This is a genomic window from Dolichospermum sp. DET69 (genome assembly GCA_017355425.1).
GTDB lineage: Bacteria > Cyanobacteriota > Cyanobacteriia > Cyanobacteriales > Nostocaceae > Dolichospermum.
The window spans coordinates 2,738,070-2,755,153 of sequence record CP070233.1 but is presented as its reverse complement, the minus strand read 5'-3'; the positions used below and the strand labels follow the sequence as shown (position 1 = coordinate 2,755,153).

Sequence of the window (17,084 nt, the reverse complement as noted above, 5' to 3'; positions counted from 1 at the left end):
CCTCAAACCTCACAAATCAATCAAATCAACCTGTATTGATGTCTTTCTTCGTAATAAGTGGTCGTTTTATTTTAGCATCAAAACTGAGGCAGAGCCTCTATAGGGCATTCCCAGCCGGAGACTGGGAACGAGAGGATGAGAGATTGCATCTAGTCTAAATCAGGTTCAACGCCAAGCACTCGCAGTTGGGCAATTAATCTTTCTGTTTTTTGTCGTTCTTGTTCAGCTTTTTGCCTTTCTTGTTCAGCTTTTTGTCGTTCTTGTTCAGCTTTTTGCCTTTCTTGTTCAGCTTTTTGTCGTTCTTGTTCAGCTTTTTGTCGTTCTTGTTCAGCTTTTTGTCGTTCTTGTTCAGCTTTTTGCCTTTCTTGTTCTGTGGGAGTTAAAATCCAATTACCGTCTTGATCATACCAACGTAACCAAAGCATTTCCACATTTTTATAACTTCCTTGCCACACTCCTAAACCTAATTCTATTTCGGGAAGCCAAAAACGCAAATCTGATAAATTTACTTCAGTATAACGAGCGCCATTTAACTGAAACATTCTAAATTTAGATTTATAACGATCAAAAATGGCGTAATAGGGGACTCTTAAAAGTTGTTCGTAAACTTCCCATTTACCAGGAGGTTTTTCGACATCTCTTAATGTTTTTCCCAAGTCTTCCTTTTCTGTTCCAGGTGAAAGTAATTCAACGACAATATAAGGATTAACTGCTTCTTGCCATACTACATAACTTAACCGTAAATCCCTCTTTTCGTACAGAGATGAAACACCGACAACTGCAAACCAATCTGGGCGTTTATACCATGAAGGATGACGCAAATCATAGTAAAGATTTAGATCACTTCCTGTAAATATCTCTTGACTGGGATAATTTACTGGTTGGAATGTGTCTGCTAATAATTGTGGTTGTAATAGATGAAATTGATCTGGCAAACCAGGTTCCTCCGGGTCTTCGCTAGGAAGATCATACATTGTTGGTAATGTTTCTTTAGGAGAAAGTGGTGGGTCTATTTGATACATTTTTGACAATCCTAAAGATAGAATTTCTATTTCTATTATATATAGTAATAACATTTCAATATTGAAAACTCTAAGTATTCGTAGGGTGAGTTATGCATAGCCGTAACGCACCTTAAACTCGATTAACGGTGCGTTACGCTGGCACTAACGCATCCCTACTGTATGGCTTTTCCTGCCATAATGTTTTCTCTATGACTAAACTCAGGAATTGATAAGAAAGAAAAATGTATCGGACATATAAACATTATGTTCTTTTATATTTCCCGACTTAACGCTATCATCAAATTCATTAGCAAAGGTGATAGTCATGACGGAAAAGATATTAGAAAAACAAATAGATCAAAATGATGGAATAGATTTGGAAGCAGCTTTCCAAGAATCTCATATTCAAGAAATTCTGGATAAATTAGACCAGGAGTTAGTTGGTTTAAAGTCTGTCAAAAACAAAATTAGAGAAATGGCAGCTTTATTGTTAGTTGACCGTATCCGCAAAGGTTTGGGATTAAATGCAGGTGCGCCCAGTCTACACATGACATTTTTGGGTAATCCCGGTATGGGTAAAACCACCGTAGCCATGCGAATGGCAGAAATCCTCTACCGGTTAGAATATATCCGTAAAGAAAATGTCATGTTGGTGACGCGAGATGACTTAGTTGGGCAAGGTATGGGGCAAACAGCGCCAAAAACTAGGGAAGTATTAAATAATGCCATGGGCGGAGTTTTATTAGTTGATGAGGCATATACTTTATACCGTCCAGATTATCCAGGAGATTTTGGTTTAGAAGCCATAGAAATTCTCATGCAGGTCATGGAAAATCAGCGTGATGATTTAGTCGTCATTCTGGCTGGTTATAAAGACCACATGGACAGATTTTTTCACAGTAATCCAGGGATGAATTCCCGCATTGGACTACATATTGAATTTAACGATTATGGTGTTGATAGTTTAATGACTATTGCCCAATCCATAGTTCAAGCGCAAAACTATTGCTTTAGTCCCGATGCTGAAAAAGCCTTCCGCGAATATCTAATTAAACGGAAAATTATGCCCCATTTTGCTAATGCTAGAAGTGTGCGTAATGCTATAGATAGAGCGCGTTTACGTCAAGCAAATCGTTTATTAAGCAGTGGTAAACTCTTAAACAAGCAAGATTTAATTACCATTGAAGCAGTAGATATTCTTGCTAGTCGAGTATTTAGAGAAGGTGTTCCTGATTGCGAGACAGAAAGTTGATTAAATTCAGATTTTCAGATCCCCGAACAGGAGTAGGGGCAATCCCCCTGTGGTTGCCCCTCTTGTGATTTATTTTCTCATTTTGTTAATTTCTGCTTGTAATTTTTCAATTTCTTGGCGTAGTGTTTCCGCTTCATAATCAGGTGTTTCTGGTGTAACATTAACCGAGCCAGCAGCAGAACGCTGATAGTTTCCTTTTTTAATTTGCTGATATTCTTCTGATACTGCCCAACCGCGTAAATAATGTAAGCGCTCAACCGGAAAAGGATGACTTAGCATCATTCCTTGTGCGCCATTGTATAGCAGAAATTTATATACTTGATTCAGCCCATCATCATTTAGTTCCTGATATTTTTCCGACTGCTGAATAAATTCTTGTAAACTACATTCATGGGCATATTTGTTACTACCTCCAGACAGTTTCATCATAGATGACATAACTGGGTTTAAATCATCCATGACTAATAAAGCCGCTCTATCTGCCGATAACTCAGCTTTGCGTCTCCACTCAAAAAAGGCATAAATCAAGGCTTGACTGACAAAATTACCTAAACCAAAGGTTAATTCACCAATTACAGAAGCGGCATTCATCGCCCACATCGCCATTTGAATTAAAATAGTATGACCACATTTAATATGTCCCAGTTCATGAGCTAACACCGTCCGCAGTTCATCTTCATTGAGTAACTCTAGTAACCCCGTGTTGACAACTATGTAAGGATGTTCTTGTCCTAGCGCATAACTGTTAACTTGGGCATCTTGAGCGATAAATAATCCCGGTTCACCACTGATGTCCAAATCTCGGACACATTCCCGGAATATCTGGTAAATGGTGGAATATTGGCGGGGGCCAACTTGAATGGAGTTACCCATGAGATAGACAAATTGAGGGCGTTCATAGACAAATTCCACAAACTTACGGGCGATTAAATCAAATCCCGGTAAACTGCGTAAAGCTTCCTCTGCTTGACGATCTAATGGATGTCTAAAGGCTTCGCTGGAAATTCCTGGATAACTTGGCATAATTTAGGGAAGAGGTAATTTGTAATTTGTGATTGGTTAGTGTTAAAGATAAAACAACGAACAACTGACCACTGACAACTAACAACTGACAAATTTTTATGGAATTAAAAGTGCGTGATTGAAGCAGAAGTTCATTTATCATTACATAACTTCCTGCGATCGCAGGCGGGTTTCCCTTCCTGGCCACATCATTTGACAATGGCTAGATTGGTGGCACGCGCTTTGCGTTTGGGGCGTAGTGCTTTAATTCAAGTAGGGGCAGTTTGTGGACATCAAGGGCGATATCGCACCAGTTTTATCGCTTCTGCCTTAATGTGGCATGGTTCTGTAATTATTGTCGCTTCGGAAACTGGACAACAACGGTTGTTAAAGGTAGAAATTCCCCGACTACAGCAATGGCTACCAGCGAATAAGCCGATTAGAACCGGTGACACTTGGCCAAGTCCTGATTTTCAGGGTTTGCTGTTGACTTCTCCTGAAGCTTGGTTAAAAGGACAATTAGCTGATAACAATTCATTTCCTGCCAATATTCCCACAATTATTGATGGTGTTGACGATTTAGAAAAGTGGGTGCGTTCTCAGCTTACGCAAACGATTCAACCCCAAGATTGGGATCATTTAATGCTGGCTTATCCCTACGAAGCGGACATAATTCGGGAAGCTAAAGTACAACTCACTCACGAATTATTTCAGCATCCAGAAAATCCATATCACTGTTATCTAATTTCCCAGCCGGAAATTGAGATTTTACAACGTCTATATTTGGCTTTGGATAAAAATAATCTCCCAGATGCTTGGCGAAATTTTTGGCAACAATTCCCAAATCTAGAAGATTCTTCTGCCGAGTATCCCCTGTTTTGGTCTACTATTGCCCGTCGTCAAGGGTTATTTTCTTTAAATTATGCTCCCATTGAATTGGGTAAAATTCTCGCCCCCATTTGGCAACGTCAACCTGTAGTATTAATTGGTAGTGCTTTAGAACCCGAAACGGAAGCGCCTCTTTTCCGTCAACGTTTGGGTTTAGAAGATGTTACTTGCTTAAAGTTTGCCGCTGATAGTCAAGGGGAAGCAATTCAATTATATGTCCCTTATAAGTTACCTTTACCGAATACACCGGAATTTCAACCAGCCTTAATTCATCAAGTTCGCACTTTGGTCTGTTTGAGTGCAACTGCACCGGGAATGACTGTAATATTAATCGGAGATGTGCCGCTAAAGGCTAGGGTAGGGGCAATTTTAGCTTCTGAATTTGGTTCACGGGTACAGGTGGAAAAAACTTGTTTAGATGAAAACGGCATTTTGATTACTGGTTGGGAATTTTGGCGAGAAAATCAAAGTGTTTTACCATCACCCAGATTGTTAATTATTGCCACTTTACCTTTACCATCTTTAGAAAATCCTTTGGTCGCTGGTAGAGTAGCTCATTATAAGCGATCGCACCAAGACTGGTTTCGTCTGTACTTGTTACCCACAGCCATGAATGAATTACAAAGAGCGATCGCACCTGTACGCGAAAATCAAGGTATTGTCGCTTTACTAGATAGTCGTGTCGTTAACCGCAGCTATGGCGTGCAAATTCTCTCCGCTCTCAGTCCCTTAGCCCGCTTAAACTATCTTGATCCTAGTTTATTTTCTGCTCATAATGAGGATGATTCTGCTTAATTCAATATTTTTGCGTTATTCATTTTTCATGGCTAATTTCTATTAAAATTTAAATTGCACTCTGAAGAAACTAAATTATTAAAATTATGGGTGAAGCAAAACGCCGTAAAAACTCACCAGAAGAATACGGGGAAGACACTACAAAAATATTACCTTGGGTTCCCATCACTAAAACCCAAGCTGGACAATTTGTAGCTATCACTACTCGTGGTGCTTGGATAGGCATTGGCATGATGGTTGTCGCGTGGATAATAATCCGCTTTATTGGTCCCGCTTTCCATTGGTGGGAAATTGTTGGTTAATTTGTCAGTTGTCAGTTGTCAGTTGTCATTAGGTAATTTTTTTCCTTCTTCCTTCTTTCCTTCTTTCCTTATTTCCTTATTTCTTTCCTTCTAAATTCTAAATTCTTCAAAATGCTCTTACATTTAAGCACTTGGCCGGAAGTTGAAACTTATCTACAAAAATCTCAAGGAATAATTTTACCAATTGGTTCGACAGAACAACATGGACCAACTGGTTTAATTGGGACTGATGCAATTTGTGCAGAATCTATATCAAAAGGTGTAGGTGAAGCAACACAAGCAATGGTAGGACCAACAATTAATGTAGGAATGGCACTACATCATACTGCCTTTCCAGGCACAATTAGTTTGCGTCCTAGCACCTTAATTTTAGTAGTAAAAGATTATCTCACTTGTTTAACAAAAGCTGGTTTTACCAAGTTCTATTTTATCAATGGACATGGGGGAAATATCGCTACCCTCAAAGCTGCTTTTTCTGAAACTTATGCTCATTTAGAAGATTTACAAATTCCCAATTTTGCAAAAGTACAATGTCAAATTGCTAATTGGTTTATGGGTGGTTCTGTGTACAAACTTGCCAAAGAATTGTATGGTGATCAAGAAGGTTCTCATGCTACTCCTAGTGAAGTAGCAGTTACTCAATATATTTATCCAGAAGCAATTAAAAAAGCCTATCTTTCTCCAGAAATTGCTGGTGGACATAAAATTTATAGTGCTGTTGATTTTCGTTCCCGTTATCCAGATGGCCGCATGGGTTCAAATCCAGATTTAGCAACTCCCGAACATGGTAAACAGTTTTATGATTTGTCTGTAGAAGAATTGAGTAAAGGATATTTGGAATTTGTGAAAGCCGAGTAAAAATATAAATGTGTCAGTTTATCTTTAGTTAGACTTGAAGAAATCAGGGTGGGTTTTTTAATCCACCTCATTATTTAAGAGACTTCCAACTAAAAAAAATATCCTAAAATTTCTTGTGGTGCGGGCATCTGGTCCCCTAATAATACAAGGAGGGACCAGATGCCCATCCCACAAGATTGGATAATTTTTTTTGTGGAGTTCTCTAATCTGACTCTTAGGAAAGTAAATCAAAACTCACATCTTCGTATAATTCAGCTATTTTACCTTCAAAATTAATGCTTTGGAAATTAAAAGCTGTTTGTTCTTCTGTATAATTTTGTAATAGCCATAGTCCATCATTTTGGCGACGGAAACATTCAATCTTTTGCTTTTTAGCATTAATTAAAACATATTCTTGTAAAGTATCTAGTTTTTGATAATCTGCAAATTTATCGCCTCTATCGAAACTTTGGGTAGAATTAGAAAGCACTTCAATAATTAAACAGGGAAATCTTTTATATCCAGGTGTTGCTTGATCTTTTTGGTCGCAAGTAACCATCACGTCAGGATAATAAAAACGATTTAAAGATTCAATTCGGGCTTTCATATCAGAAATATAAACACGACAACCAGACCCACGGAGATGATTCCGCAGTAGCATTGCTGTATTTAGAGCTATAGTCACATGAGGATCAAGTGCGCCAGCCATTGCGTAAATATAACCATTAATATATTCGTGTTTAATGGGGCTTTTTTCTTCCAGTTCCAAGTATTGTTCTGGGGTAATATAGATTTCGGGTGAAACAATCATTTTTTTATGCTTGATTTGTAGGTTGGGTTGTTCGCGTGAGCGTAGCGTGGCGTAAGCCATATTTCAAGGGTATACTGCAAACGGTTCATAGTTTAACCAAATATGAAACCCCTCTTGTAAACCTCTCCCCGCACCCCTCCCTGACCCTCCCCTACAAGGGAGGGAAAAGGAGCAGCTTTTATGATTGGAGAGACTTTGAACTTGGTTCTTTGTATGATAAAAAAGTCCAGCTTCTAGCCGTTTTGAGTATAATAACCAAAGTCTACTGAAGTGGACTAAAGATTTTTTTTATATTTAGTTATCTTTAGATAACTTTGGCTATTAGACTGGGAATTCATTCCCAGGTGATCCATGATTTTACGTTAAGTTGACACATATCAGTACTGCTAAGAGGTTGTTTGAAAAGTATTAGATGAAACCGATAATTTCCAAAAACCTAACCCCCCTGCCCCCCTTCCCTAGGAGGGAAGGGGGGTTTCAAAGCCTCTCCCCGCTTCGGAGAAAGGTTTACAAGAGGGGTTTGTTTATACATTAAAAACTTGTTCATTCATCCTCTAAACCCCTACAAATTCATTCAGCTTTCAATCACCCAATTCTTTGCAAACAGTCATTGCCAGCGAAACAAGGTGTATCGAAGCAATGGCAAGAACTGAGATTGCTTCATTTTGCTGCATTCGCAATAACATTGTGTAATTAATTCTGTCATATTACTTAAACCTTTTCATTAAGTTGTATAAGATATAGTAATCAATAATTATGGTTAAAAAATAGGGTGTCTTTAATGAATTACGTAATAAAAATGTTATTTAACTTAGTTTTAACTATCTCATAGCTTGTTTTTAAGGTTTTTAATATAAATTACTAAATAGTTTGGTAAAAATTTTATCATCCTAATTAATAGTTTTTACCAAAAATTACGAATATCGGCACACTGATCGCTCTCTCAAACTGCAAAGCTCGTTTTTGCAGTTGTTTTTTGCTTTTTAAAACAACATGACTCTGATTTCTGTTGATATAACTCGCTAGTCGAGAATATCACATAGCAAATCAAAAAGTAGGAGTAATTTGGGATGATTACTAAAAGTAGTCGTATCCAATTCGAGACTAAGTTTTCTCACAACTACAATTCTAGGGAATTTTATTTATGGCAACTTTAACAACAGGGGATATTGCATTTATATCCTTCAATGCCGATGAAGATGGATGGGCGATTGTCACATTTGTAGACATAGATCCAAATACAAGTATTTATTTCACAGATAACGAAGCTACTAGCACCACAGCTTTTAATACTGGTGAATCTTATTTACAATGGGTATCAGGAACTAGTACAATAAGTGCTGGTACGGTAATTCGTTTTAGTGCAGTTGATAGTTCTACATTGCTTGCTTCATCAGTTGGAACTCTCTCTCGTGCTACAGTCTCAAATAGCACTAACTATGGTCTCTCTGCAAGTGGTGAAATTGTCTACGCTTTTCTTGGCTCTAGCGCGGCTAGTCCAACTAAGATTTTAACTGCTGTATCATCAGGAGATACTGTAACTCCTGGCGATCCAATTACAAATGCAGGATTAACAGTTGGAACTAACGCGATATTATTAAGAACTAGTGCTGACTATGGTGAATATACTGGCTCTAGAACTGGACAATCAAGCTTTGCAAATTATAAATCCTCAGTCTTTAATGTTGCCAACTGGACTGTCGATCAAAATGATGGTACTTATACTAACACTGTTCCAAATACTACAAATTTCACGATCACCGCAGCAACTCCTACAGTTAACCTAAGCGTCAGTAGCAATGCTGGCACAGAAGCAGGTACAACAGTAATTACTGTCACTGCTACAGCTTCTAGTTCAGTTTCCAGCGACCAAACAGTTAACTTAGGTGTAACTGGAACAGGCATCACCGCAGGGGATTACAACCTGAGCAATTCCACAATTACTATCCCCAATGGACAAACCACAGGTTCTGTTACTTTTACTGTGGTTGATGATGTTTTAGTAGAAGGAACAGAAACCGCAATATTAACCATCAGTAGCCCTTCTTCTGGAATTACATTAGGTGGCACTACATCTCAAAATATTGCTATCGCTGATAACGATACTCCTGCAACACCTACAGTTAACTTATCTGTAAGTTCCAACGCTGGTACAGAAGCAGGAACAACAATAATCACCGTCACAGCAACGGCTTCTAGTGCAGTTTCTAGTAATCAAACTGTTGCATTGGCAGTATCAGGAACAGGTATCACCACCAGTGATTACTACCTCAGCAATCCCACAATTGCCATCCCCAGTGGACAAACCACAGGTTCAGTTAACTTCATTGTTGCTGATGACGCTATAGCTGAAGGAACAGAAACCGCCACATTAACTATTTCTAATCCCTCTACAGGTCTAAGTTTGGGTGGGACGACTACCCAAAATATCACCATTACCAACAACAACAACAGCTTTTTAACTAAAGTCGGTGGTGCTACCAGTGCTAATGGTGCAGAAATATCGGCTTTTGATTCGGGAAGTAATCGGCTATTCGTCGTTGCTGGCAATACCATTGAATTTTATACCGTCAGCACTACAGGGACTCTCGCTTTAGCTGGTAGTTTAACTCCTACAATTATACCTTCTGCGGGTACAGTATTAATTCCCAACAGCGTGGCAGTAAAAAATGGCGTTGTTGCTGTAGCTTATGCAGTGCAAAACAGTACAACCCTTGCCCAACTAACTGGTAAAGTTGCCTTCTTTAATGCTGGAAATGGTAGCTTTATCAATGCTGTAGATGTGGGTGCATTGCCTGATATGCTCACCTTTACACCCGACGGCACAAAGGTATTAGTAGCTAATGAAGGTGAACCCAACAGCTACGGACAAGGCAACTCCGTTGATCCAGAAGGTTCTGTTAGTATCATTAACATAGCTGGTGGTGTTGCCAGCGCTACAGTCCAAACTGCTGATTTCACCAGCTTTAACAGTCAGATTGCATCCTTAAAAGCGGCTGGTGTGAGAATTACTGGACCCGGTTCAACGGTTGCCCAAGATTTAGAACCAGAATACATTGCTGTATCCCCAGACGGTTTAACAGCAACAATTACTTTACAGGAAAATAATGCGATCGCTATTCTGGATATTGCCAGTGCGACTATTACCCAAATTTTACCTTTGGGTGCAAAGAATTATAATCTCCCTGGTAATGGCATAGATGCCAGTGATCAGGATAGCACCATCAATGGTGGGATTAATATTCAGAACTGGCCTGTATTTGGATTATATCAACCAGATGCGATCGCCAGCTTCAGCATCAACGGACAAGCCTACTACATCACTGCTAACGAAGGTGATTCTCGTGCCTATACAGGATTTAACGAAGAAATTCGGGTTGGTGCAGCCGGATATGTATTAGATCCAACAGCTTTTCCCAATGCAACCACCCTTAAACAAAACGCCAATTTGGGAAGATTGCAACTCACTAACGCCACAGGTGATATTGACGGAGATGGAGATATTGATCGGATAGAATCATTTGGGGCGCGTTCCTTCTCCATTTGGAATGCTAACGGGACACAGGTTTTTGATAGTGGTGATCAACTTGAACAAATTACCGCAGCCAAAACACCCACCCTCTTTAACTCCGATGGTACAGCCGCAACCTTTAACACTCGTAGCGATAACAAAGGACCAGAACCAGAAGGTGTTGTAGTTGGAGTTATTAACGGTCTTACCTATGCCTTTATAGGTCTAGAACGTACAGGGGACGTAGTTGTTTATGATGTAACCAATCCTAATCAGCCAACATTTGTCCAGTACATCAACACGCCGGAAGATACTGGCACTGAAGGATTAACTTTTATTTCCGCAGCAGACAGTCCCACAGGTAAACCCCTGTTAGTAACTGCCAGCGAAGTTAGTAAAACCGTTGCAATATTTGAAGTTAAAGTACCTACTTACATCCACGACATTCAAGGTAGCGGTACAACAGCAGCGTTGACAGGGACACAAACCATTGAAGGTATTGTTACCCGCGCTTTCCAAGGTTCTACCAAACTCAATGGCTTCTATGTTCAAGAAGAAGATGCTGATGCTGATAACGACGCTACCACTTCAGAAGCTATCTTTGTTTATGACCCATCAGGATTATTTACTGGCAATGTAGGCGATAAAGTCCGCGTGACTGGAACTGCTGGAGAATTTACCACTGGAACTACAGGTAGCAGCTTAACTCAACTTTCTAGCATTACCAGCGTTGTCAATTTAGGTGCAAGCACTTTACCGACAGTTACAAATATCCAGTTACCTGTAAATAGCGTCAGCGACCTAGAACGCTACGAAGGAATGTTGGTTAATATCAGTGCTGGCAGCGGCGACCTCACCGTTACCGAAAATTACCAGTTAGGACGTTATGGACAAGTAGTTCTGGCTGCTACAGGTGCAAGCAATCAAACTGGAACAGATGCTCGACTTGACCAATACACCCAATTTAACGCTCCTAGCGTCAGTGGAAATGCTGCCTATCTAGCCGAACTTGCCAAACGCAAGATCTATCTTGATGACGGTAGCGGTACACAAAACTTAGACCCAATTCTTTTTGGTCGTGGCGGTAATTCTCTCAGTGCTACTAATACCTTACGCAGTGGTGACACCGTAAATAACATTACAGGAATTTTAGACCAGCGATTTGAAGGTTATCGCATCCAAACTAACACACCTGTTAACTTTACAGCCAGCAATCCCCGCCCTGATACACCACCAGATTTAGGTAGTAGTGCGACCCTAAAAGTTGCCAGTTTTAACGTTCTCAACTACTTTAACGACTTAGACACAAATGTCAACATTAACACCCCGAACGGACTCACTTTTGAGCCTCGTGGTGCAAACACTGCTACTGAATTTACCCGTCAGCGCAACAAAACGATTCAAGCCATCATCAACTCTGGTGCTGATGTTTTAGGACTGAATGAAATTGAAAATAATGGTTTTGGATCTACCAGTGCGATTCAAGATTTAGTCAATGGATTGAATGCAGTTGCTGGTGCTGGAACTTATAGCTTCATTAATCCAGGAACCAATATCTCCACTGATGCCATTACTGTTGGCATTATCTACAAAGCCAGCCAAGTTACCCCAGTTGGCTCTGCCGCAACCATGACTGTTGGATATTCAGCAGCATTTGATCTAGTGGGACGCAGACCTCTAGCGCAGACATTCCAACAAATTGCCAATGGTGAAAGATTTACTGCCGTTGTCAATCATTTCAAATCTAAAGGTTCTAGTTCCGGTGGTGTTGGTGATGCTGATGCTGGGGACGGTCAAGGCTTGTCTAATGGGACTCGGACTCGTCAAGCACAAGATTTGGCAACATGGTTAGGGACAAATCCCACAGGTACAACTGATCCTGATTATCTGTTGCTTGGTGATTTTAATGCTTATGCCCAAGAAAACCCACTGACAACCTTGGCCAGTGCAGGATATGGAAATCTGTTGCCAAATAGTTCCTATTCCTACGTCTTTGATGGTCAAGTAGGTGCTCTTGATCATGCTTTAGGAAATTCGAGTTTAGCAGGACAAGTAACGGTCGCCGATAAATGGCACATCAATGCCGATGAACCCAGTGTGCTGGACTACAATACCGAATTCAAGTCAACGGGACAAATCAGCAGTTTATATAGTGCTAATCAATTCCGTACTTCCGACCACGACCCCGTAATTATTGGGTTGAATCTTAATAGCAACCAAGCTCCTACAGCGGTAACTCTCAGCAACACCATCAGCACTTTGGTAGAAAATACCAACACTGCAACACGGATTAAGGTGGCAAACATTGCCGTTACCGATGATGGAAAGGGAACAAATACTCTGAGTGTGACTGGGACGGATGCTAGTTTCTTTGAGATATCTGGAACTGAGTTATATCTCAAAGCCAACACAGTATTGGACTATGAAACCAAATCCATTTACAACGTTGATGTAGCAGTGGATGATAGCAGCGTCGGTTCTACACCAGATGCTACTACTGCCTATACTCTAACCCTCCAGGATCAAAAAGTTGAGAACGTGGATTTATCCACCTATACCCGCATTGGTCGGTATGATCTGCCAGAACCCAAACGAAGTACAGCACCTGCCAACAGTTTATTGGCTCAAGAAGCTTCTGCTGTTACCTACAACTGGGATACTGATACTCTGTTTGTAGTTGGTGACGGTGGTAGATCCATCGTTCAAGTAACCAAGAACGGGCAATTAATCAATTCCATGACCTTGGCTCTGGGAACCAGTCCTCAAGGAACAGCCTTCTATGATCTAGAAGGACTTACTTATGTCGGTGGTGGTAAATTTGTATTAGTAGAAGAGCGCGATCGCCAGGCTAACTTATTCACTTATGCTCCAGGTACTACCCTGACTAAGAGCGATGTCCAAACTGTCAAGCTTGGTACGACAATCGGAAACATTGGGATTGAAGGCATATCTTATGACCCCTTGACAGGTGGATTCATCGCAGTTAAGGAAATATCACCACAAGGGATTTTTCAAACTGGCATTGATTTTGCCGCAGGTACTGCTACCAATGGTTCATCTACTACAGTTAACTCCACTAACCTTTTTGATCCAGCATTAGCTAACCTTGCAGACTTCGCTGATGTTTACGCATTGTCAAATCTGTCCTTCCTGAACGGATTACCCGATTACAGCAAACTGCTGGTACTCAGTCAAGAATCAGGCAAGATTGTCAATATAGATCGTTCTGGAAATATCTCCAGTTCCCTGACAATTACATCCGATACAGGTAATCCATTGTCCGTTGCAGACCAGCAGTATGAAGGTTTGACAATGGATAACAACGGACTGCTTTATGTAGTCAGTGAAAATGGCGGCGGTGACATCGATCACCCACAGGTTTGGGTTTATGCACCGGCTAATTTTACCTATACAAACCAAGCTCCCATTGCCGTTAGTTTGAATATCACTAATGCCAGCTTCGCGGAAAATACCAGTACGGCGACCCGCATCAAAGTCGGCAACATTATCATCAGTGATGACGCTCTGGGAACAAATAACCTGACTCTGACTGGAGCAGATGCCAGTTTCTTTGAGATTTCTGGCAGAGAATTGTATCTCAAAGCTGGAACTACTCTAGATTATGAAACCCAAACCAGCTACAAAATCAATGTCAATGTAGACGACACAACCGTTGGCAGTACACCTGATGCAACCACCGCCTTTACTTTAGCTGTAAACGATTTAAATGAAGCTTCTTCTCCGCTGATTATCTCTGAAGTATCAGCTTGGTCTAGCGGTAATAGCTCCGTTGCGGCAGATTGGTTCGAGGTAACAAATAGTAGCTCCAGTGCTGTGAACATAACTGGCTGGAAGATGGACGACAACTCAAACTCCTTTGCCTTATCAGTTGCTTTGAGTGGCATCACCACCATTGCTGCTGGGGAGTCTGTGATCTTCCTGGAAACTTCCGATCTCGCTACTACGAAGGCTAAATTCGTCAATGTTTGGTTTGGTGGAAACCAACCCGCTGGACTGCAAATCGGCAACTACACTGGATCGGGCGTGGGTCTAAGTACCGGTGGCGATGCGGTGAATCTCTTTAACCCTTCTGGTACGAAGATTACAGGAGTTAGCTTTGGCGCATCGCCAACAGGAACATTCCCCACCTTTGATAATTCAGTCGGTCTGGCCAACACCACAATTTCGACCCTGAGTATCGTCGGAACTAAGGGTGCTTATGGTATTACCGATACCGTTGGCACTGGTGCTAGTGCTGTAACAAGTCAACTAATTGGCTCTCCTGGAAAGATTGCAAATCCGAATCAACCACCCACAGGAACTGCAAATGCTACATTGACAGCAGGAACAGAAGACACAGTTTACACCATCAACGTTGCTAATCTCTTGACCGGATTCAGTGATGTAGATGGAGGCACCCTGGCTGTAACTGGTTTAACTGCTACTAACGGCACACTCGTTAACAATAACGGCACTTACACCTTCAACCCTACAGCTAACTTTAACGGCACTGTGAACCTTGCTTACACAGTAGTTGATGGTCAAGGTGGTTCTGTAAATGCAACTCAATCCTTTGCGGTGACAGCAGTTAATGATGCACCTGTGTTAATAGTACCAACTACGCAAACAGCAAATTCTAACGTTAGTCAAATTATTGCGGGTATTAGCTTAACAGATGTAGATGCAGGCAATAGTTCTTTGCAAGTAACTCTTGCTCTCAATAATGGTTCAGCGACTCTTGGTTCAACTAGCGGGCTGAACTTTGCAGTAGGTGATGGAAATCAAGACACATATATGAACTTTAGTGGTTCACTGAGTGCTATTAATACTGCACTGAATAACTTGTCTTATCGCAGTAATTTTGATTTCTTTGGTAATGACACCATTACTCTTTCTGTGAATGATCAGGGCAATACAGGTAGTGGTGGTGCGTTAACCGATAGTAAAGCGATCGCTTTAACCGTCTACAATTTAATCAATGGTACAAGTGGTAACAATAGTCTCATAGCTACTACTAACCCAGATCGCATCTTCGGTAAAGCAGGTAATGATACTATCACCTCAACTGTTGCTAACGCTGGACAAAATGACCTTTTCGATGGTGGAGACGGAACAGATACCTTAGTAATATCTGAAGGAACAGCATCAACCGATTTAACATTGAATGTTGCCACTACTAGCAATCAATTAAGCGGTATTTCAGGACTGGTAGTTCAAAACTTTGAGAGCTTCAATTTTGCTACCTTCTTGGGAAATCTCAACGCTACTGGTAGCACAGGCAATGACACTATTACTGCGGGTGCTGGTAACGATACCCTTGATGGTGGTGCAGGAACAAATATTCTAGTAGGTGGTAAAGGTAATGATACTTATATCATTAGTACCTTAACTAATACCATTACCGAAGCTGCTAATGCTGGAGTAGATACTGTTCAATCATCTATAGATTACACACTGGCAACCAATGTAGAAAACCTGGAGCTTATAGGGACTGACAACCTGAATGGAATTGGTAATACCCTCAGTAACACCTTAACTGGTAACAGTGGTAATAACATCCTCAATGGTGGTACTGGAGCAGATACCCTGATGGGTGATGCTGGTAATGATATCTACATTGTGGATAATGTCAATGATAGCGTTTCTGAGTTATTTGACGGAGGTACTGATACCGTTAGCACCAGTGTTACTTATACATTGAGTGCGAACGTAGAAAACCTGACTTTAACTGGCAGTGGCAGTATTAATGGTACTGGCAACAGCTTGAATAACATCATTACTGGCAACACTGGCAATAATATTCTCAATGGTAGTATTGGTAACGACACTCTCATTGGTGGCACAGGAAATGACACTTACATCGTTGATTCTGTTAATGATGTTGTGACTGAGTTAGCAGGAGAGGGTACTGATACTGTCAACGCTAGTATTAGTTGGGGATTAGGTGCAGAACTAGAAAATCTTACCCTCTCAGGTACTGATAATATTGATGCCACAGGCAATAGCCTCAATAACATCCTCACTGGTAATAGTGGTAACAATGCTCTCAATGGTGATAATGGCAATGATACTCTCAATGGTGATGCTGGTAACGATACCCTTGATGGTGGTGCAGGAACAAATACTCTACGAGGTGGTGTTGGTGATGATACTTATATCATTAGTACCTTAACTAATACCATTACCGAAGCTGCTAATGCTGGAGTAGATACTGTTCAATCATCTGTAACTTACACACTGGCAACCAATGTAGAAAACCTAGTTCTTACAGGGACTGACAACCTGAATGGAACTGGTAATACCCTCAATAACACCCTGACTGGCAACAGTGGTAATAACACCCTCAATGGTAGTATTGGTAACGATAGTCTCATTGGTGGCACAGGAAATGACACTTACATCGTTGATTCTGTTAATGATGTTGTGACTGAGTTCGCAGGAGAGGGTACTGATACTGTCAACGCTAGTATTAGTTGGGGATTAGGTGCAGAACTAGAAAATCTTACCCTCTCAGGTACTGATAATATTGATGCCACAGGCAATAGCCTCAATAACATCCTCACTGGTAATAGTGGTAACAATGCTCTCAATGGTGATGATGGCAATGATACTGTCAATGGTGGTGCTGGTAACGATACCCTTGATGGTGGTGCAGGAACAAATACTCTAGCAGGTGGTGTTG

General features: G+C 40.8%; 7 protein-coding genes and 6 pseudogenes. 10 read left to right on the top strand and 3 right to left on the bottom strand.

Annotated features, from left to right (window positions below):
• Window positions 1–149 precede the first annotated feature (149 nt).
• A complete protein-coding gene (locus tag EZY12_12605) occupies window positions 150–1,022 on the bottom strand; it encodes a Uma2 family endonuclease (GenBank protein QSX70646.1) in 873 nt (290 codons plus the stop codon).
• A gap of 307 nt (window positions 1,023–1,329) precedes the next feature.
• Between EZY12_12605 and EZY12_12600 the strand changes: the two genes are divergently transcribed.
• On the top strand, window positions 1,330–2,256 hold the full coding sequence (locus EZY12_12600; GenBank protein QSX70316.1) for an AAA family ATPase: 927 nt from the start codon (window positions 1,330–1,332) through the stop codon (window positions 2,254–2,256).
• A gap of 69 nt (window positions 2,257–2,325) precedes the next feature.
• On the opposite strand, the gene EZY12_12595 is transcribed toward EZY12_12600, so the two are convergent.
• Window positions 2,326–3,279 carry a M48 family metallopeptidase gene (locus tag EZY12_12595; GenBank protein ID QSX70315.1) on the bottom strand — a complete coding sequence of 318 codons (954 nt, stop codon included), beginning with the start codon at window positions 3,277–3,279 and terminating at the stop codon, window positions 2,326–2,328.
• A gap of 114 nt (window positions 3,280–3,393) precedes the next feature.
• Between EZY12_12595 and EZY12_12590 the strand changes: the two genes are divergently transcribed.
• From EZY12_12590 to EZY12_12580, 3 genes are all read left to right on the top strand, one after another.
• Window positions 3,394–4,941 carry an ATP-dependent DNA helicase gene (locus tag EZY12_12590; protein ID QSX70314.1) on the top strand — a complete coding sequence of 516 codons (1,548 nt, stop codon included), beginning with the start codon at window positions 3,394–3,396 and terminating at the stop codon, window positions 4,939–4,941.
• A gap of 86 nt (window positions 4,942–5,027) precedes the next feature.
• On the top strand, window positions 5,028–5,243 hold the full coding sequence (locus tag EZY12_12585) for a DUF2839 domain-containing protein (protein ID QSX70313.1): 216 nt from the start codon (window positions 5,028–5,030) through the stop codon (window positions 5,241–5,243).
• Between the two features lie 111 nt (window positions 5,244–5,354).
• Window positions 5,355–6,101 carry a creatininase family protein gene (locus EZY12_12580; GenBank protein ID QSX70312.1) on the top strand — a complete coding sequence of 249 codons (747 nt, stop codon included), beginning with the start codon at window positions 5,355–5,357 and terminating at the stop codon, window positions 6,099–6,101.
• Window positions 6,102–6,315: 214 nt separating this feature from the next.
• Here EZY12_12580 and EZY12_12575 read toward each other — a convergent pair whose 3' ends face one another.
• A complete protein-coding gene (locus tag EZY12_12575) occupies window positions 6,316–6,891 on the bottom strand; it encodes a Uma2 family endonuclease (GenBank protein ID QSX70311.1) in 576 nt (191 codons plus the stop codon).
• A gap of 1,144 nt (window positions 6,892–8,035) precedes the next feature.
• On the opposite strand from EZY12_12575, the pseudogene EZY12_12570 reads away from it, so the two are divergent.
• The 6 pseudogenes from EZY12_12570 (at window position 8,036) to EZY12_12545 (ending at window position 17,059) form a co-directional block, all read left to right on the top strand.
• Window positions 8,036–12,616, top strand: a pseudogene (locus tag EZY12_12570) (ExeM/NucH family extracellular endonuclease).
• Window positions 12,593–13,750: pseudogene (locus EZY12_12565) on the top strand (SdiA-regulated domain-containing protein). The pseudogenes EZY12_12570 and EZY12_12565 overlap by 24 nt, the downstream one beginning before the upstream one ends.
• Window positions 13,751–14,416: 666 nt before the next feature.
• Window positions 14,417–14,986 (top strand): annotated as a pseudogene (locus EZY12_12560) (cadherin-like domain-containing protein).
• A gap of 210 nt (window positions 14,987–15,196) precedes the next feature.
• Window positions 15,197–15,463, top strand: a pseudogene (locus EZY12_12555) (hypothetical protein).
• Between the two features lie 228 nt (window positions 15,464–15,691).
• A pseudogene (locus EZY12_12550) lies at window positions 15,692–16,015 on the top strand (calcium-binding protein).
• Window positions 16,016–16,144: 129 nt separating this feature from the next.
• A pseudogene (locus EZY12_12545) lies at window positions 16,145–17,059 on the top strand (calcium-binding protein).
• The last annotated feature ends 25 nt before the right edge of the window (window positions 17,060–17,084 follow it).

What these genes read in the sequence shown, in the direction of transcription:
- EZY12_12605 (QSX70646.1), bottom strand. Translation starts at nt 1,022, where the DNA reads ATGTATCAAATAGACCCACCACTTTCTCCTAAAGAAACATTACCAACA.
- EZY12_12600 (QSX70316.1), top strand. Translation starts at nt 1,330, where the DNA reads ATGACGGAAAAGATATTAGAAAAACAAATAGATCAAAATGATGGAATA.
- EZY12_12595 (QSX70315.1), bottom strand. Translation starts at nt 3,279, where the DNA reads ATGCCAAGTTATCCAGGAATTTCCAGCGAAGCCTTTAGACATCCATTA.
- EZY12_12585 (QSX70313.1), top strand. Translation starts at nt 5,028, where the DNA reads ATGGGTGAAGCAAAACGCCGTAAAAACTCACCAGAAGAATACGGGGAA.
- EZY12_12580 (QSX70312.1), top strand. Translation starts at nt 5,355, where the DNA reads ATGCTCTTACATTTAAGCACTTGGCCGGAAGTTGAAACTTATCTACAA.
- EZY12_12575 (QSX70311.1), bottom strand. Translation starts at nt 6,891, where the DNA reads ATGATTGTTTCACCCGAAATCTATATTACCCCAGAACAATACTTGGAA.